Genomic DNA, 16,242 nt, shown 5'->3' on the forward strand with positions numbered 1-16,242 from the left:
ACAAGACTAGTCGCGCCCACCGACATGGCGGCGCGCGCACGCTCACTAGGCTGTCGGGATGGAAACGGTCACCCTCACCACCGAACGACTCGTGCTGCGCGCACCGACCGAGGCCGACATCGCCGCGATCGAGGCGGCATGCCAGGACCCGGAGATCCCGCGCTGGACGACGGTGCCGAGTCCGTACACACGTGAGCACGCCGAGGACTTCGTGAAGCTCGTGACCGGATGGTGGGCCGAGGGGAAGGAGACCGTCTGGGCCATCTTCGCCGACGACATCCTCGTGGGCATGATCGGCTTGCACGACATCGAGACCCACCACGCCGGCGCACACGCCGAGATCGGGTTCTGGGTGACGGCATCCGCTCGAGGCCGGGGATACATCGTCGAGGCCGCCCGCGCGGTGATCGACTGGGGCTTCGCCGAGCTGGGACTCGTCCGCATCCGCTGGCAGGCCGTCGCCGGGAACGAGCCCTCCGCGCGTGCCGCCCGAGCCCTCGGGTTCCAGTACGAGGGTCTGCAGCGCCAGGCGCTCACGGGTCCCCGCGGTCGCGACGACGGCTGGATCGCCGGGCTGCTCGTGGACGACGACCGCACCCCGGTGGCGTGGCCGGTGCTCTGAACGCCGGCCGTAGGCACGTGACAGTGCTCGAGTGACAGTGTCGGATGCCGATGGCAGGATGACACCATGCCCGAGATGCCGGAGGTCCAGGGACTCACCGCGTTCCTCGGCGAGCGCGCCGTCGGGCGCACGATCACCCGCGCGAGCGTGGCGGCAATCGCCGCGCTGAAGACCTACGATCCTCCGATCTCCGCTCTCCAGGGTGCCGAGGTCACGGCATCCGCTCGGCTCGGCAAGTTCGTCGTGCTGTCCTGCGGCGACGACCTGCACCTCGTGTTCCATCTGGCCAAGGCCGGCTGGCTGCGCTGGTACGAGGCGCTGCCGGCGACGTTGATCAAGCCGGGCAAATCGCCGATCGCGCTGCGCATCGCCTTCGACGACGGCAGCGGGTTCGACCTCACCGAGGCCGGGACCAAGAAGTCTCTCGCCGTCTACGTCGTGCGCGATGTGCAGGAGGTCCCCGGCATCGCGAGGCTCGGCCCCGACCCGCTCGATCCGGGGTTCACGCGCGACGCGTTCGCCGCTCTCCTCGCGGATCGCCGCATGCAGATCAAGGGCCTGCTGCGCGACCAGGCGGTCATCGCCGGCATCGGCAACGCATACTCCGACGAGATCCTGCACGCCGCGAAGATGTCGCCGTACGCCATCGCAGGGAAGCTCGACGACGCCGAGGTCGATCGGCTGTTCACCGCGATGCAGGAGACCCTGACCGAAGCCGTCGCCGAGGCATCCGGCAAGCCGCCCGCCGACCTCAAGGACGCCAAGCGCCGGGGCATGCAGGTGCACGCCCGACGGGGTGAGACGTGTCCGGTCTGCGGCGACACCGTGCGCAGCGTGTTCTTCGCCGACCGCTCGCTCGAGTACTGCCCGACGTGCCAGACGGGTGGCAAGGTGCTCGCCGATCGCCGTCTCTCGCGGCTGCTCAAGTGACGAGCACGCGCCGCTCGATGACGCGGAATGAAATGTCCTCAGACGCGTTGAGTACACTCAGAGCATCAAACGTGCTCCGGGGTCGGTGAGAATCCGAACCGGCGGTGACAGTCCGCGAGCGTCTCGGTCCATCCGAGATGCCGATCCGGTGGAATTCCGGGACCGACGGTGATGTGAGGGAGACCTCGCTAGTCCGGAAGGGAGGCAGCACGAGGCGTAGCTGTGCGCGCCTTCTGTCTCCCCTCTCCGATCAGGAGAAGCTCCGGAGCCTCACAGGAGGACGACGGATGGCAGTGAACGGGACAGAGCGCGAGGCGATGAGCCGTGCGCTCGAGCTCGCCGCCCGCGGCCCGCGCGGCGTGAACCCGCAGGTCGGTGCACTCATCCTCTCCCCCGACGGCGAGGTGCTCGCAGAGGGCTGGCACCACGGTGCCGGCACGCCGCACGCCGAGGTCGACGCGCTGTCGAAGCTCGCTCCCGGCGCGGCCCGAGGCGCGACCGCGGTCGTGACTCTCGAGCCCTGCAACCACACCGGACGCACCGGCCCCTGCGCCGTGGCGCTCATCGAAGCCGGCGTCTCCCGCGTCGTCTACGCGCTCGACGACCCCGGCGTCGCCTCGGGTGGCGGAGCCGAGCGTCTGCGCGCCGCCGGCGTGAGCGTCGAGTCGGGCGAGCAGGCGGATGCCGCACATGCACTGATCGATGGATGGCTCACCGCTCAGCGTCTGGGCCGCCCGCACATCACGGTGAAGTGGGCGCAGAGCCTCGACGGGCGGGCTGCCGCCGCCGACGGCTCGAGCCAGTGGATCACGGGTCCCGCGGCCAGGGCCGACGTGCACCTCCGTCGCGCGCAGGCCGACGCCATCGCGGTCGGCACCGGCACCGTGCTGGCCGACGACCCGGCGCTCACGGCGCGGGACGGCGACGCGCTGTACCCGAACCAGCCGATCCCCGTGGTCATCGGAACGCGTCCGACGCCGTCGGATGCCGCGGTGCACCGGCATCCGCATCCGCCCCTGTTCTACGACACCCACGATCTGCAGGCCGTCACAGCCGATCTGCACGCCCGCGGGATCCAGAGCGTGTTCGTCGAGGGCGGCCCGACGCTGGCCAGCGCGTTCATCGCCGCCGGTCTCGCCGACCGCGTGCTCGCCTACATCGCCCCCGTCCTGCTCGGCGGCGACCGCCTCGCATTGACCGACATCGGCGTCGCCTCGATCGACCAGGCCCGCCGCCTCACCGTGACGGAATGGCTCCCCCTCGGTCCCGACCTGCTCGCGATCGCGCGGCCCGCCGACGACCCTCTCTCTCAGAACGAAGGAACCGACTGATGTTCACCGGAATCATCGAGGAGATCGGCGAGATCACCGCGATCGCGCCCTCAGGCGACGGCTGGCGTCTGACCGTGCGCGCCCCCAAGGCCGCGGCGGATGCCGTGCACGGCGAGTCCATCGCCGTGTCGGGCGTCTGCCTCACCGTCGTGGGATCCACCGCAGACACGTTCGACACCGACGTGATGAAGCAGACCCTCGACGTCGCCGCGATCGGCGGGGCGACCGTCGGCACGCGCGTGAACATCGAGAAGGCCATGCCCGTCGGCGCGCGTCTCGGCGGCCACATCGTGCAGGGCCACGTCGACGGAGTCGGCGAGGTCCTCGAGGTGCGTCCAGGAGCCCAGTGGAGCGTGCTGCGCGTGAGCCTGCCGGACGATCTCGCCCCGCTCGTCGTCGACAAGGGCTCGATCTCCGTCGACGGCACCTCGCTCACGGTGAGCGCGGTCAGCGCCGCCCCTTCGACGAGCTCAGGGACCCAGGCAGACTCAGGGACCCAGGGAGATTCAGGGACCCAGGACGGCCACTGGTTCGAGATCTCGCTGATCCCGGAGACCCTCGCCGCGACCACTCTCGGCACCCGTGCCGTGGGCGACCGCGTCAACCTCGAGACCGACATCCTCGCCCGCCACGTCGAGCGCCTGCTCGCGTTCCGGCCGACCACCGCCGCTGCACCGGAAGGAGGCTCGCGATGAGCCTTTCCACCATCCCCGAGGCCCTCGAAGCGCTGCGCGCCGGGCGTCCCGTCCTCGTCGCAGACGACGAGAACCGCGAGAACGAGGGCGACGTCATCCTGTCGGCCGAGCTCGCCACCCCCGAGTGGGTCGCCTGGACCGTGCGCTGGTCGTCGGGCTTCATCTGCGCCCCCATGCCCGCCGATCTCGCCGACAGCCTGAACCTGCCGCCGATGGTCGCCGCGAGCGAGGATGCCCGCTCCACCGCGTACACCGTGAGCGTGGATGCCGCGGAGGGCGTCACCACCGGCATCAGCGCACACGACCGCGCCCACACCCTGAACGTGCTGGCTAACCCGGCGTCGACCGCGACGAGCATCATCCGACCGGGTCATGTCCTGCCGCTCCGGGCCGTCGACGGCGGCGTGCGCGAGCGCAGCGGACACACCGAGGCGGCGGTCGAGCTGATGAAGCTCGCCGGCCTCCAGCCGGTCGGCGGAATCGCCGAGGTCGTGGCCGAGGACGGCAGCATGATGCGCCTCCCCGGACTGCTCGAGCTCGGCGCCCGCGACGGCGTCCCGGTGATCACGATCGAGCAGCTGATCGCGCACCTCAACGAGATCGATCCCGAGGGCGCGACGCCGAAGGCTGTTCGTGGTCGCCGGGTGAGCCTGCGCGCCGACGCGACCGTTCCCACGACCCACGGCACGTTCCGCTTCCTCGCCTACAAGGACCGTGTCACCGGCACCGACCACCTCGCGGTCGTCTCCGGAGAGCTCACCGACACCGCCCTCGTGCGCGTGCACTCGGAGTGCCTGACCGGCGAGGCCTTCGGCTCCCTGAAGTGCGAATGCGGGCCGCAGCTCGACGCGGCACTCGACGCGATCGAGAAGGAGGGCGGCGTCGTCGTCTACATGCGCGGACACGAGGGACGCGGAATCGGGCTCATCAACAAGCTGCGGGCCTACAGCCTCCAGGAGGAGGGCCTCGACACCGTGGACGCCAACCTCGCGCTCGGCCTCCCCGCCGATGCCCGCGAGTACGCGGCGGCGGCCGGCATCCTGAACGACCTCGGGGTCTCGCGCGTGCGCCTGCTCACGAACAACACCGACAAGGTGACGCAGCTGCGCGAGCTCGGACTCGACATCATCGAGCAGGTGCCCCTGATCGTCGGCGTCGGCCCGAACAACCACCAGTACCTGGAGACCAAGCGTGACCGTATGGGTCACATCATCGGCGCGGACGAGCTCGCAGAGGCTCTCGCCCACGGAGAGGACCACGAATGAGCGGCGCAGGAGCACCGAAGACCGAGAAGATCGACGGCCGCGGGCTGAACGTCGTGATCATCGCCGGCACCTGGCATGAGGCGATCTCCGACGGCCTGATCGCCGGAGCCGAGCGCGTGCTGGACGAGGCCCAGGCGACGCACCGCGTGGTGCGCGTGCCCGGGTCGTTCGAGCTGGCGATCGCGGCGCAGGCCGCCTTCGCTGGCGGAGCGGATGCGGTCGTCGCTCTCGGCGTCATCATCCGCGGTGGCACACCGCACTTCGAGTACGTGTCGGCGGCGACGACCGACGGCCTCACGCGGGTCTCGCTCGATGCGGGCAAGCCCGTCGGGTTCGGCGTGCTGACCCTCGACGACGAGCAGCAGGGGCTCGACCGTGCGGGGCTTGCGGGCTCCAAGGAGGACAAGGGCGCCGAAGCCGCGGATGCTGCGCTGCGGACTGCCCTCCTGGTACGCGAGCTTCGCGGCTGAGGTCAGCCTCGCCTTGCTGGCGGAATATCGGTCGGCATCGCTACGGTGAGCGCATGGAGACCCTGCGCCTGATCGTCGTGCTCGTCCACCTCATCGGCTTCGCCGTGCTCTTCGGCTCCTGGGCCGCGCAGGCATTCGGCGGAGAGCGCAAGATCACCAAGATCATGGACTACGGCCTGGCCATCGCCGGTCTCGCCGGTCTCGCCCTGGCGGCGCCGTGGGGCATCGACTACGACCTCAATTACGTCAAGATCGGCACGAAGCTCGTCATCCTGCTGGTCATCGGCGCGATGCTCGGCATCGGCATGGCGCGTCAGAAGCGGGGGGCGGCCGTGCCGTCGCCAGTGTTCTGGCTCATCGGCATCCTGGCGGTCACGAACGCCGCTCTCGCGCTGCTCTGGCGCTGAGCGACCTCAGCGGACCCGCGGGGCGCCCGTGCTCTCGCGCACGATGAGCTCGGTGCCGACGAGCGGCGTATGCACCCGCTCTTCCCCGTCGAGCTCGGCGAGAAGGGCATCGACCGCAAGCGCGCCGACACGTTCCGGATGCTGCTGAACGGTCGTGAGCGGTGGCCATAGCTGCGCGGCATCCGGCAGTCCGTCGAAACCGACGATGCTGACATCGCCCGGCACCTCGCGACCCACCTCGCGGAACGCGCGCAGCACGCCGATCGCCATCTGGTCGTTCGCGGCGAACACCGCCGTCACATCGTCGATCTCGCGCAGACGGAGGCCAGCCTCATAGCCGGATGCGGCAGACCAGTCGCCCTGCAGCACCTCGGGGATGGCGCGGTCGCGCGCGTCGAGGGTCGCCCGCCAGGCCTCACGACGTCGCTCAGCGGAATAGGACTTCGCCGGCCCGGCGACATGCCAGACCGTGTCGTGTCCGAGATCGAGCAGATGCTCGGTCGCGAGCCGCGCTCCCTGAGCCTGGTCCGTGTCGACGAACGGATGCAGGTCGCCGCGGTTCGAGTCCACGAACACGACCGGCAGCGCGGCGGGGATCTCGATGTCGGCCTCATCGAGCTGATGGGCCTCGATCACGATGATGATGCCGTCGACCGCATGCTCCTCGAGTCGGCGGAAGGCGCCTTCGACGGTCTCCCCCGCGCTCGATTCGACAGGGATGAGGGTGAGGGCGTAGCCGAGCTGCGCGGCGCGCACGGCGATCGCGTCGAGCGTGCGCTGGTTGCCGTACGAGCTGAACGAGAACATCACAACGCCGATGGTGCGGAAGCGACCGGATCGCAGGGCGCGGGCGGCGCTGTTCGGTCGGTAGCCGAGGCTCTGCATGGCCGCTTCGACGCGTTCTCTCGTGGCGGCGCCGACGTATCCGCGGGCGTTCACCACGCGCGAGACGGTCTGACCGGAGACCCCGGCCTCCCGTGCCACGTCCTCCATCGACGGCTCGCGACGACGCTGCGAGGGCTCTGCCAGATGCTCCGAGGACACGATCAACCATCCATTCATATGTTGACGTTGACACACTAGCAGTCGATCGCATATGTTGACGTAGACACATGGCGCATCGAGCGCACTTACTCGAAGAAGGTCTCGTCGATGACGACTGAAAACCCCGCAGCACTCGGAGCCCTCGGCATCCGACGCCGCGACAAGCGCGACTGGAAGGGATGGGCCTTCGTCGGCCCGTTCATGGTCGTGTTCGCCCTGGTGTTCCTGACACCTCTCGCCTACGCGCTCTACCTGAGCTTCTTCCAGGAGAAGCTCATCGGCGGCACCGCATTCGTCGGCCTCGACAACTACGTCCGCGCGCTGAGCGACCCGCAGTTCTGGGAGGCGTTCGGCCGCGTGTTGATCTTCCTCGTCGTGCAGGTGCCGATCATGCTGATCCTCGCCCTCGGCGCGGCACTCGCCCTCGACAGCGCCCGACTGCGCGGAGCATCCTTCTTCCGCATCATCATCTTCCTGCCGTACGCCGTGCCCGCCGTCGTCGCCGTTCTCATGTGGGGCTACATCTACGGCGACCAGTTCGGTCTCGCGAGCAACGTCAACGACTTCCTCGGCATCGACGCGGTCACCCCCTTCGCGAAGGAGTGGATGCTGGTCTCGATCGGCAACATCGTGACGTGGGAGTTCGTCGGCTACAACATGCTGATCTTCTACTCCTCGCTCAAGACGATCCCCACCGACATGTACGAGGCCGCCTCGCTCGACGGTGCAGGCGCCTGGCGCACGATCTTCTCGATCAAGATCCCCTCCGTCCGCGGAGCCCTCGTCATCGCGACGATCTTCTCGATCATCGGCAGCTTCCAGCTGTTCAACGAGCCCAACATCCTCCGCCCGCTGGCGCCCAACGTGATCACGACGTTCTTCACGCCGAACATGTACGCGTACAACCTGTCGTTCGCGGGCCAGCAGTTCAACTACGCCGCGACGATCGCCATCATCATGGGCGTCATCACCGCGGTCATCGCCTACGTCGTGCAGCTGCGCGGCTCGAAGTCTGAGGTGCGCTGACATGGCACTCCCCCTCGCCCGCACCTCGCGCAAGCGCCACGACCCGATGAACCCGCGCAAGTCCAACACGCTGCTGATCGTCATGGTCGTCTACGCGCTGTACACGCTCGTTCCCCTGGTGTGGCTGCTCTTCAGCTCGACCAAGACCCAGTCGGGGCTGTTCAGCTCGTTCGGCCTCTGGTTCGCCGACGACTTCGCGTTCTTCGACAACCTCGCAGCCACGTTCTCGTATCGCGACGGCATCTTCCTGCGCTGGCTGGGCAACACGCTGCTCTACGTCGTGGTGGGCGCCGGCGGTGCGACGCTGCTGGCCACCATGGCGGGCTACGGTCTGGCGAAGTACCGCTTCCCCGGCCGCCGCGCGGTCTTCGCCGTCGTCCTCGGAGCGGTCGCGGTGCCCGGCACGGCGCTCGCGGTCCCGACGTTCCTGCTCTTCAGCGAACTGGGACTGACGAACACGCCGTGGGCGGTCATCATCCCGTCGTTGATCAGTCCATTCGGGCTGTACCTCATCTGGGTGTTCGCCACCGAGTCGGTGCCGACCGAGCTGCTCGAGGCGGCGCGCATCGACGGTGCAGGAGAGTTCCGCACGTTCTTCACGATCTCGATGCGGCTGCTCGCTCCGGGCATCGTGACCGTCGCGCTCTTCACCGTCGTTGCCACCTGGAACAACTACTTCCTGCCGCTGATCATGCTGTCGGACCCCGCCTGGTACCCGCTCACCGTGGGCCTGAACCAGTGGAGTTCGCAGGCGATCGGTGCCGGATCCCAGCCCATCTACAACCTCGTGATCATGGGCTCGCTCCTCACGATCATCCCGATCGTCATCGCCTTCCTGCTGCTGCAGCGTTTCTGGCAGTCAGGTCTCACCGCGGGAAGCGTCAAGCAGTAGCCTCCCGTACCCCTGCATCACCCCCGCGCTCCGATGCCGGATCGCACCCCCCGAAAGGACACAGCAATGAAGCACCTTCCCTCACCGACGCGGCGCACCCTCGCAGTGCTCGCGGCAGGAACCGTGGCAGCGCTGGCGCTGGCCGGCTGCAGCACCGGCGGCAGCGGAGACGCCGGCGGCGGCTCCGGCACCGGCTCGTTCGACTCCGTGGAGGCGGCCCTCGAGAAGGGCGGCGAGATCACGTACTGGTCGTGGACCCCGTCCGCCGAGGACCAGGTCGCGGCGTTCGAGAAGGAGTACCCGAACGTCAAGGTCAACCTCGTCAACGCGGGCACCAACAACGAGGAGTACACCAAGCTGCAGAACGCCATCAAGGCGGGCTCCGGCGCTCCGGACGTCGTGCAGGTCGAGTACTACGCTCTGCCGCAGTTCGCCCTGACCGACGCTTTCGTCGACCTCTCCCAGTACGGCTTCGCCGACTTCGAGGACGACTACACCGCCTCGACCTGGAACTCCGTGACCGACGGCGACGCGATCTACGGCCTCCCCCAGGACTCCGGCCCCATGGCGCTCTTCTACAACAAGGCCGTCTTCGACGCGGCCGGCATCGCCGTGCCGACCACGTGGGACGAGTACTACGAGGCCGCCAAGGCCATCCATGCGGCGAACCCCGACGCGTACATCACCAACGACACCGGTGACGCGGGCTTCGCGACGTCGATGATCTGGCAGGCGGGCGGCAAGCCGTTCGCGACCTCGGGAACCGACGTCACCCTCGACCTGCAGGACGAGGGCTCCAAGAAGTGGACCGAGAACTGGAACCGCCTCGTCGAGGAGGACCTCGTCGCGCCGACCAGCAGCTGGAGCGACGAGTGGTTCCGCGCCCTCGGCGACGGCAGCATCGCCACGCTCGTGATCGGCGCCTGGATGCCGGGCAACCTGATCTCGGGAGCTCCCGACGGCGCCGGCGACTGGCGCGTCGCGCCGATGCCCACCTACGACGGCAAGGCGGCGAGCGCGGAGAACGGCGGCGGCGGCCAGGCCGTGACGAAGCAGAGCAAGAACCCGGAACTCGCTGCGGGCTTCCTGTGGTGGCTGAACAACTCGGAGGAGAGCATCTCCATCTTCCTCGAGTCGGGCGGCTTCCCGTCGACGACCGCTGAGCTGTCGAGCGAGGAGTTCCTGGCCGACGCGCCGGAGTACTTCGGTGGCCAGAAGATCAACGAGGTCCTGGCGGCTGCCGCCGATGACGTGGTCGAGGGCTGGAGCTACCTGCCCTACCAGGTGTACGCGAACAGCATCTTCGGCGACACCGTCGGGCAGTCGTACCAGAACAGCAGCGACCTGAACGAGGGCCTCACCGCCTGGCAGGACGCGCTGGTCGAGTACGGCAACGACCAGGGCTTCGCCGTCAACAAGTAACGCCATCGGCCGCGCTGGGGGCCCGGGCCCTTCGACAGGCTCAGGGACCCAGGAGTCCCCAGCGCGGTCTGATCCTCCACCGAAAGCACTGCGAAAAACGTGACCTCCTTCTCCATCGGCGACGCCGACTTCCTCCGCGACGGACAGCCGCACCAGGTGATCGCGGGCGCCATCCACTACTTCCGGGTGCACCCGGACCAGTGGCAGGACCGCATCCACAAGGCGCGGCTCATGGGCCTGAACACCATCGAGACCTATGTCGCCTGGAACGCGCACGAGCCGCGGCGCGGCGAGTGGGACGCGAGCGGATGGAACGACCTCGGTCGATTCCTCGACCTGGTGCACGCGGAGGGCATGGACGCGATCGTCCGGCCCGGACCGTACATCTGCGCCGAATGGCACAACGGCGGTCTCCCCGTCTGGCTCACCGGCGGCGAGCGCGAGCTGCGCTCCTCGGAGCCGGCGTTCCTGGCGGACGTGAGCGCCTACCTCCGTCGGGTCTACGAGATCGTCTCGCCGCGGCAGATCGACCGCGGAGGGCCTGTCGTGCTCGTCCAGATCGAGAACGAATACGGCGCGTACGGCGCCGACAAGGCGTACCTCGAAGCGCTGGTCGCCGTCACCCGTGATGCGGGCATCACCGTGCCGCTCACCACGGTCGATCAGCCCGTCGATCAGATGCTGGCGGACGGGAGCCTCCCCGAGCTCCACAAGACCGGCTCCTTCGGCTCGCGCAGCGCCGAGCGACTGGCGACGCTCCGGAAGCACCAGCCCACCGGACCCCTGATGTGCTCGGAGTTCTGGGACGGGTGGTTCGACTGGTGGGGCGGTGTGCACCACACGACCGATGTCTCCGCCGCCGCTGCCGACCTCGACGTGCTGCTCGCCGCCGGTGCCTCCGTGAACGTCTACATGTTCCACGGCGGCACGAACTTCGGGCTCACCAACGGCGCGAACGACAAGGGCCGCTACCTGCCGCTGGTGACCTCCTACGACTACGACGCTCCGCTCGACGAGGCCGGCGACCCCACGGAGAAGTTCTTCGCGTTCCGCGAGGTGATCGCGAGATACGCCCCAGTCCCCGAGGAGCTTCCGACCCGGACCGCCGCGGCGCCGGCCTTCGACGTCGCGCTCGCTCCCCTGGGCGCGTGGACGGATGCCGCGGCATCCGGTCCCGTCACCGACCGGCCGCAGACGTTCGACGATCTCTCGCACCTCAGCGCCCTCGTGCGCTACGACGTCGAGCTGCATGGCGCGGGTGGTCTGCTCGCCGTCGACGACGTCCGCGACCTCGCGTGGGTGAGCGTCGCCGGGCAGCCGGTCGGCACGCTCTCGCGGACGCGCCACGACCGCAGCGTCCGGATCCCGGCCGGCGGCCTGCTCAGCATCCTCGTCGAAGACCAGGGGCGCGTGAACTACGACCATCGACTCGGCGAGGAGAAGGGGCTGCTCGGCGCGGTGACGCTCGACGGCGTGCCTCTGACGGGATGGCGCTCGACGCCGCTCGACGTCGCGGCCATCGCCGCGGAGTTCGGCGAACGATCGGGCGCCGACACCGCAGACGGACCGCGGGCGTGGGCCGGAGACTTCTCCCTCGAAGAGCCCGGCGACCTGTTCGTCGATACGTCGGAGTGGAGCAAGGGCTACGCGTTCGTCAACGGCTTCTTCCTCGGCCGCTACTGGCGCAACGGGCCGCAGCGCACGCTGTACGTCCCCGCGCCTGCGACCCGCGCGGGTGCGAACCGCCTCATCGTGCTCGAGCTGGAGAACCTCGTGGCACCACGGGCGGCGTTCGTCGGCGCGCTGTCCCTCGGCGACACGGAGGAGTGAGCCGGGGTTCAGTCGCGGTGCGCGTACCAGAGCCCGGCGGACAACCGCTCGGCATCATCATCGTGGATGCGCTGCCAGTTCCGACCATTACGGGCGAAGGTGGCCCGCACACCGGCCGGCACCTCCACCTGGTCGATCGGTTCAGCGAGCCACTCGCAGCGGCGGATGTGTACGAGGTCCGCGGCGGTGGCGTCCTCTCCGGGGTCATACTCCCAGGGGCCGGCAATGCGTCCGAGATAGGTCAGGCCGTCGACATCCCTCGTCCACACGAACGCACCGATGGGCGCCTTCGCGAACCGTTCGATACGCCACGCCAACCGGATGCCGGACTGCGCGTCCGCGGTGACCAACGCCTCGGCCAGTGAGCCTGGAGCCGGCTCCAGCCTGCCGCCGATGCCGCATATGCCGAGCTCGAGCGCCCGCTCCGGCCCCACGCCGCGGGGTACCGCATCGTCGCGCGAGCGCATCGGCGCGCGATAGACCGGCATCTCGCTCATCGAACCGGCACCAGCGTCGCCTCGATCGACGCACCATCGATCGCGACCCACATCATGGTGCAGACCGGCTGACGGCGGCGATCCGTGGGAGATCCGGGGTTCAGCAGCCGCATGCCCGCGCGCGACACGGTGTCCCAGGGGATGTGCGAGTGCCCGAAGACGAGCAGATCGACGCCGGCGAAGGCGGCGTCCATCCGCTCCTCCCTACCGGTGGCCGCACCGGTCTCGTGGATGACCGCGACGTCGACGTTCTCGACCGTGAACCGGGCGATCTCCGGCAGCCGTGCCCGCAGCTCGGGGCCGTCGTTGTTGCCGTAGACCCCGTGGAACGAGCGTGCCCGCGATTCGAGCAGGTCGAGCGTCGGCACGTCCACCCAGTCCCCCGCATGCACCACGATGTCGGCCTCGTCGACCGCCCGCAGGACGCCCTCGGGCAGTCGTCTCGCCCGCTTCGGCACGTGCGTGTCGGCGAGCAGCAGGATCCGCGTCGTCATCCTCGACACGCTAGCGGAGCATCGCACACAGCCAACACTCAGGAAGGCGTAAACTCGCCCGAGTCCCTGGCATCCAGGCACTGAACGGAGAAGCACCTTGAGCACTGCACCCGCGCCCGCGAATCCGCGCTCCCGCGTCATCACGGCCAGCCTCGTCGGCACCACGATCGAGTTCTACGACTTCTATGCGTACGCGACAGCGGCCGTGCTCGTGTTCCCCGTGCTCTTCTTCCCGACCGGCAACGACACGACCTCGCTGCTCGCCTCGTTCGGCGTGTTCGGCGCCGCGATGGTCGCCCGCCCGATCGGCGCCGTCGTGTTCGGGCACTTCGGCGACAAGTTCGGGCGCAAGGCGACGCTCGTCGCCTCCCTGCTCACGATGGGTATCGCCACGTTCCTGATCGGCGTGCTGCCGACGTATCAGCAGATCAACTGGTGGGCGGCACTCCTGCTCCTGGTCCTGCGCCTCGCGCAGGGATTCGCGCTCGGCGGCGAGTGGTCGGGCGCCGCCCTGGTCGCGACCGAGAACGCTCCGAAGGGCAAGCGCGCCTGGTACGGCACCTTCCCGCAGTTGGGCGCGCCGCTCGGCTTCATCATCGCGAACTTTCTGTTCCTCGGCATCAACTGGCTGCTGCCGCACTCCGAGAACCCGGCGCTGAAGTCCGAGGCGTTCCTGTCGTGGGGCTGGCGCATCCCGTTCCTGTTCTCCGCCGTCATGGTCATCATCGGCCTGTGGGTGCGCCTGCGACTCGTCGAATCGGACACCTTCAAGAACGCGGAGAAGAAGGGTGCCGTCCGCAAGCTCCCGCTGGCGACCGTCTTCCGCCACCACTGGTGGCACCTGATCCTCGGCACCTTCATCATGCTGGCGACCTACGTGCTCTTCTACCTGATGACGAACTTCACGCTCGCCTACGGCACCAAGGCGGCCTCGCTCGAGACGGCATCCGCCGCGGCCCAGGCCGCCGCCGAGGCCGCAGGGAAGGACTTCGACGCGTCGGCGTTCGCCGCCCAGTTCTATCCCGGACTCGGCTTCGGCTACACCGACTTCGTGCTGATGCAGATCGTCGGCGTCGTGTTCTTCGGCATCTTCACGCTGCTCTCCGGTCCCTTCGCCGACAAGTTCGGCCGCCGGAAGGTCCTGCTGGTGGTGACCGGGCTCATCATCGTGTTCGGCCTGAGCTTCAACCTGTTCCTGCTGCCGACCGCCGATCCGCGCCTGACCACGACTCTCGTGCAGGCGTTCCTCGTGATCGGGTTCATGCTGATGGGCGCGACCTTCGGACCGATGGGCGCCCTGCTGCCCGAGCTGTTCCCGACGAACGTGCGCTACACCGGCTCGGCCATCTCGTACAACGTGTCGTCCATCCTGGGTGCCGCCGTGGCTCCGCTGATCGCGGTCTGGCTCTGGGAGCTCGGCGGCGGGGCTCCGTGGCTCGTCGGCCTGTACCTGTCGGCGATGGGCGTGCTGACGTTCGTGGCGCTGATCTTCTCTCCGGAGACGAAGGACCGCGATTTCGAGCAAGACCTCGGGGTCGCGGCGCCCGCCACGCGCTAGCCCGCGGCGACGGGGGCACCGCCGGCGAGGAACGTCTCGATCGCGGTGATCGTCTCGGCGTTGTGGCGGTGCAGGATGCCACGGATGCCGACGGCCGCCGCTCCCGCGATGGCCTCGGCGTGGTCGTCGATGAAGAAGGCGTCTTCCGGGGCCGCGCCGAGGCGGTCCAGAGCGAGCAGGTACGCATGCGGGTCGGGCTTGTTCACGCCCTGCTCGTGGCTGTAGCAGATCGGATCGAAGATCTCGGAGAGGCCGAATCGTCGCTCCTCCTCCTCGCGGGCGCCGTCGGCGGAGTTCGACAGGATGGCGGTGCGCGCCCGACCGCGGAGGGAGCGCGCGTACTCGATCAGCTCGGTGTTCCCGGTGCCGCAGTACGCGTCCCAGAAATCCGCGCGCATGGTTCCGCGTTGTTCGGGATCGAGTTCGAGAGCAGACCCGAGTCCCGACCAGAACTCCTCGGCTTGACCGGTCGTCACATCGATCCGGGGCAGATCCGCGTCCTCGACACGCGCATCGACCTCGGCGCGCGAGATGCCCGCACGATCGGACCAGCGCTGCCACCACTGCTCCTGCCAGGTGTCGTCGTCGACGACCTCGAGCACGCCGCCGATGTCGAACAGGATCCATCTCACGTCAGCCATCCGGACACCCTAGAACAGGGCGCCGGGAGTCAGTACTCAGCGACGATGGTGCGAGCCGCGCCGTCCACGACCATCGTGCCGCCGTAGGGCAGGATCCACTGCGGGCGGGTGTGGCCGAACGGGACGCCGATGCAGACGACGGCATCCGGGTTGTAGCGGGCGACCTGATCGAGCACGGCATCCCGCTGCGCCGCGCGGAGCGCAGCCGCCTCCTCGGCCGACGGGTGGAACTCGAAATCGCTGACCGGCGGGCGCGCGACGACCACACCTGACACCGCGCTCAGGATGCCACGCTCCCCCAGTCCTCGCAGCCACCGGGCGACCCACCCGGCGGACGGGCGCTCCTCGCTCGTCTCCAGCAGCAGGATCGCCCCGGTCAGCTCGTCAGCCGCGGGCAGGCGATCGGCGAGCGCGAGTCCGTCGATCACCTCGAGGCAGCCTCCCCAGGTGCGCCCCTCCACGCGCTTCGCAGGACCGGCCCACGTCCACTCCTCGGTCGGAGTGCGGTCGCCGAACTCGGTGAGAGCGCGCGAATCGTCCCAGCGCCGCCCGACGTCCTCCGACTCCCCCGGCTCGGTGATGGCGAGGGACTCGCCGTCGAGCAGCAGCGCACGCAGCGACCGCAGGTGGATGTCATCCACGCCCGGTCCGGGGCCGAGATGCACCGCGGTGGAGCCTCCGTAGTACCCGCGGACGCCGAGGCTCCACAGCCAGTTGAGGATGTTCGTGTTGTCGCTGTAGCCGACGAACGGCTTGGGATCGGCCACAGGAAGCGCGGGGTCGAGATGCGGCACCACGAGGATCTGGTCGTCGCCGCCGATCGTGGCGAGGATGGCACGGATGCCGGGATCGGCGAAGGCCGCGTTCACATCCGCTGCGCGGGCCTCCGGCGGGGCGCCCAGGAGGCGCGTCGTCGGGTACTCGACCGGGATCAGACCGGTGAGCTCCTCGAGGCGGTGCAGGGCCTGTTCGTGCAGCGCCGGCGCGACGGCGGGCGCAGCGAACGCGGGCGAGAGGATGGCGACGCGGTCGCCGGGGACGAGCTTGGGTGCGGCCAGCATCCGTCCAGTCTGCCGGACTCGAAAGGTCAACATGGGTTGACGGCGAGACGACGTCAA

17 protein-coding genes and 1 riboswitch are annotated in these 16,242 nt (G+C 69.0%); of the genes, 12 read left to right on the forward strand and 5 right to left on the reverse strand.

What is annotated here, in order from left to right; genetic code table 11:
- The first annotated feature begins 58 nt into the window (after positions 1-58).
- The 7 genes from ABD648_RS05875 (at position 59) to ABD648_RS05905 (ending at position 5,720) form a co-directional block, all read left to right on the forward strand.
- A complete protein-coding gene (locus tag ABD648_RS05875) occupies positions 59-622 on the forward strand; it encodes a GNAT family N-acetyltransferase (protein WP_282214039.1) in 564 nt (187 codons plus the stop codon).
- Between the two features lie 66 nt (positions 623-688).
- Complete coding sequence (locus ABD648_RS05880) at positions 689-1,552, forward strand: Fpg/Nei family DNA glycosylase (RefSeq protein WP_282214040.1); 864 nt, start codon at positions 689-691, stop codon at positions 1,550-1,552.
- A gap of 68 nt (positions 1,553-1,620) precedes the next feature.
- Positions 1,621-1,766, forward strand: a riboswitch (FMN riboswitch).
- Between the two features lie 73 nt (positions 1,767-1,839).
- Positions 1,840-2,883: a bifunctional diaminohydroxyphosphoribosylaminopyrimidine deaminase/5-amino-6-(5-phosphoribosylamino)uracil reductase RibD gene (ribD, locus tag ABD648_RS05885; protein ID WP_282214041.1), complete on the forward strand. Its 1,044-nt coding sequence runs from the start codon at positions 1,840-1,842 to the stop codon at positions 2,881-2,883.
- The gene (locus tag ABD648_RS05890; RefSeq protein ID WP_282214042.1) at positions 2,883-3,578 is read left to right on the forward strand and encodes a riboflavin synthase; all 696 of its coding nucleotides are present in this window, start codon (positions 2,883-2,885) and stop codon (positions 3,576-3,578) included. Before ribD ends, ABD648_RS05890 begins: the two co-directional genes overlap by 1 nt.
- Entirely contained in the window at positions 3,575-4,843 is a 1,269-nt protein-coding gene (gene ribA, locus ABD648_RS05895) for a GTP cyclohydrolase II (protein WP_282214043.1), read from the forward strand. The genes ABD648_RS05890 and ribA overlap by 4 nt, the downstream gene beginning before the upstream one ends.
- Entirely contained in the window at positions 4,840-5,313 is a 474-nt protein-coding gene (ribH, locus tag ABD648_RS05900; RefSeq protein ID WP_282214044.1) for a 6,7-dimethyl-8-ribityllumazine synthase, read from the forward strand. Before ribA ends, ribH begins: the two co-directional genes overlap by 4 nt.
- 53 nt (positions 5,314-5,366) lie before the next feature.
- A complete protein-coding gene (locus tag ABD648_RS05905; RefSeq protein WP_282214045.1) occupies positions 5,367-5,720 on the forward strand; it encodes a Fe-S protein in 354 nt (117 codons plus the stop codon).
- A 6-nt stretch (positions 5,721-5,726) separates the two neighbouring features.
- Here the strand turns inward: ABD648_RS05905 and ABD648_RS05910 are convergent, their stop codons facing one another.
- Entirely contained in the window at positions 5,727-6,713 is a 987-nt protein-coding gene (locus ABD648_RS05910) for a LacI family DNA-binding transcriptional regulator (RefSeq protein ID WP_282217512.1), read from the reverse strand.
- A 159-nt stretch (positions 6,714-6,872) separates the two neighbouring features.
- On the opposite strand from ABD648_RS05910, the gene ABD648_RS05915 reads away from it, so the two are divergent.
- From ABD648_RS05915 to ABD648_RS05930, 4 genes are all read left to right on the forward strand, one after another.
- On the forward strand, positions 6,873-7,790 hold the full coding sequence (locus ABD648_RS05915; RefSeq protein ID WP_282214046.1) for a carbohydrate ABC transporter permease: 918 nt from the start codon (positions 6,873-6,875) through the stop codon (positions 7,788-7,790).
- A 46-nt stretch (positions 7,791-7,836) separates the two neighbouring features.
- Positions 7,837-8,682, forward strand: a complete 846-nt coding sequence (locus ABD648_RS05920; RefSeq protein ID WP_282217513.1) for a carbohydrate ABC transporter permease — start codon at positions 7,837-7,839, stop codon at positions 8,680-8,682.
- Positions 8,683-8,748: 66 nt separating this feature from the next.
- Positions 8,749-10,104, forward strand: coding sequence for an ABC transporter substrate-binding protein (locus ABD648_RS05925; RefSeq protein WP_282214047.1), 1,356 nt, complete (start codon positions 8,749-8,751; stop codon positions 10,102-10,104).
- Positions 10,105-10,203: 99 nt separating this feature from the next.
- Positions 10,204-11,934: a glycoside hydrolase family 35 protein gene (locus ABD648_RS05930; RefSeq protein WP_282214048.1), complete on the forward strand. Its 1,731-nt coding sequence runs from the start codon at positions 10,204-10,206 to the stop codon at positions 11,932-11,934.
- Between the two features lie 8 nt (positions 11,935-11,942).
- On the opposite strand, the gene ABD648_RS05935 is transcribed toward ABD648_RS05930, so the two are convergent.
- The gene (locus ABD648_RS05935; RefSeq protein ID WP_282214049.1) at positions 11,943-12,431 is read right to left on the reverse strand and encodes a GAF domain-containing protein; all 489 of its coding nucleotides are present in this window, start codon (positions 12,429-12,431) and stop codon (positions 11,943-11,945) included.
- Positions 12,428-12,925: a metallophosphoesterase family protein gene (locus tag ABD648_RS05940; RefSeq protein ID WP_282214050.1), complete on the reverse strand. Its 498-nt coding sequence runs from the start codon at positions 12,923-12,925 to the stop codon at positions 12,428-12,430. The genes ABD648_RS05935 and ABD648_RS05940 overlap by 4 nt, the downstream gene beginning before the upstream one ends.
- 97 nt (positions 12,926-13,022) lie before the next feature.
- Here ABD648_RS05940 and ABD648_RS05945 point away from each other — a divergent pair, with 97 nt between their 5' ends.
- The gene (locus ABD648_RS05945) at positions 13,023-14,483 is read left to right on the forward strand and encodes an MFS transporter (RefSeq protein ID WP_282214051.1); all 1,461 of its coding nucleotides are present in this window, start codon (positions 13,023-13,025) and stop codon (positions 14,481-14,483) included.
- Here ABD648_RS05945 and ABD648_RS05950 read toward each other — a convergent pair.
- Together ABD648_RS05950 and ABD648_RS05955 are read right to left on the reverse strand one after the other, a co-directional pair.
- Positions 14,480-15,124, reverse strand: coding sequence for an HAD-IA family hydrolase (locus ABD648_RS05950; protein ID WP_282214052.1), 645 nt, complete (start codon positions 15,122-15,124; stop codon positions 14,480-14,482). The two genes, ABD648_RS05945 and ABD648_RS05950, sit on opposite strands and share 4 nt — an antisense overlap.
- Positions 15,125-15,153: 29 nt before the next feature.
- Positions 15,154-16,185 carry a S66 family peptidase gene (locus ABD648_RS05955; protein ID WP_282214053.1) on the reverse strand — a complete coding sequence of 344 codons (1,032 nt, stop codon included), beginning with the start codon at positions 16,183-16,185 and terminating at the stop codon, positions 15,154-15,156.
- Positions 16,186-16,242: the final 57 nt, after the last annotated feature.

This window comes from Microbacterium luteolum (assembly GCF_039533965.1).
GTDB lineage: Bacteria > Actinomycetota > Actinomycetes > Actinomycetales > Microbacteriaceae > Microbacterium > Microbacterium luteolum.

Bases quoted from the DNA above. Each gene is read 5' to 3' on its own strand.
- ribH (WP_282214044.1), top strand. From the start codon at position 4,840: ATGAGCGGCGCAGGAGCACCGAAGACCGAGAAGATCGACGGCCGCGGG.
- ABD648_RS05890 (WP_282214042.1), top strand. From the start codon at position 2,883: ATGTTCACCGGAATCATCGAGGAGATCGGCGAGATCACCGCGATCGCG.
- ABD648_RS05955 (WP_282214053.1), bottom strand. From the start codon at position 16,185: ATGCTGGCCGCACCCAAGCTCGTCCCCGGCGACCGCGTCGCCATCCTC.
- ABD648_RS05925 (WP_282214047.1), top strand. From the start codon at position 8,749: ATGAAGCACCTTCCCTCACCGACGCGGCGCACCCTCGCAGTGCTCGCG.
- ribD (WP_282214041.1), top strand. From the start codon at position 1,840: ATGGCAGTGAACGGGACAGAGCGCGAGGCGATGAGCCGTGCGCTCGAG.
- ABD648_RS05935 (WP_282214049.1), bottom strand. From the start codon at position 12,431: ATGAGCGAGATGCCGGTCTATCGCGCGCCGATGCGCTCGCGCGACGAT.
- ABD648_RS05920 (WP_282217513.1), top strand. From the start codon at position 7,837: ATGAACCCGCGCAAGTCCAACACGCTGCTGATCGTCATGGTCGTCTAC.
- ABD648_RS05910 (WP_282217512.1), bottom strand. From the start codon at position 6,713: ATGGAGGACGTGGCACGGGAGGCCGGGGTCTCCGGTCAGACCGTCTCG.
- ABD648_RS05880 (WP_282214040.1), top strand. From the start codon at position 689: ATGCCCGAGATGCCGGAGGTCCAGGGACTCACCGCGTTCCTCGGCGAG.
- ribA (WP_282214043.1), top strand. From the start codon at position 3,575: ATGAGCCTTTCCACCATCCCCGAGGCCCTCGAAGCGCTGCGCGCCGGG.
- ABD648_RS05940 (WP_282214050.1), bottom strand. From the start codon at position 12,925: ATGACGACGCGGATCCTGCTGCTCGCCGACACGCACGTGCCGAAGCGG.
- ABD648_RS05915 (WP_282214046.1), top strand. From the start codon at position 6,873: ATGACGACTGAAAACCCCGCAGCACTCGGAGCCCTCGGCATCCGACGC.
- ABD648_RS05875 (WP_282214039.1), top strand. From the start codon at position 59: ATGGAAACGGTCACCCTCACCACCGAACGACTCGTGCTGCGCGCACCG.
- ABD648_RS05905 (WP_282214045.1), top strand. From the start codon at position 5,367: ATGGAGACCCTGCGCCTGATCGTCGTGCTCGTCCACCTCATCGGCTTC.
- ABD648_RS05950 (WP_282214052.1), bottom strand. From the start codon at position 15,124: ATGGCTGACGTGAGATGGATCCTGTTCGACATCGGCGGCGTGCTCGAG.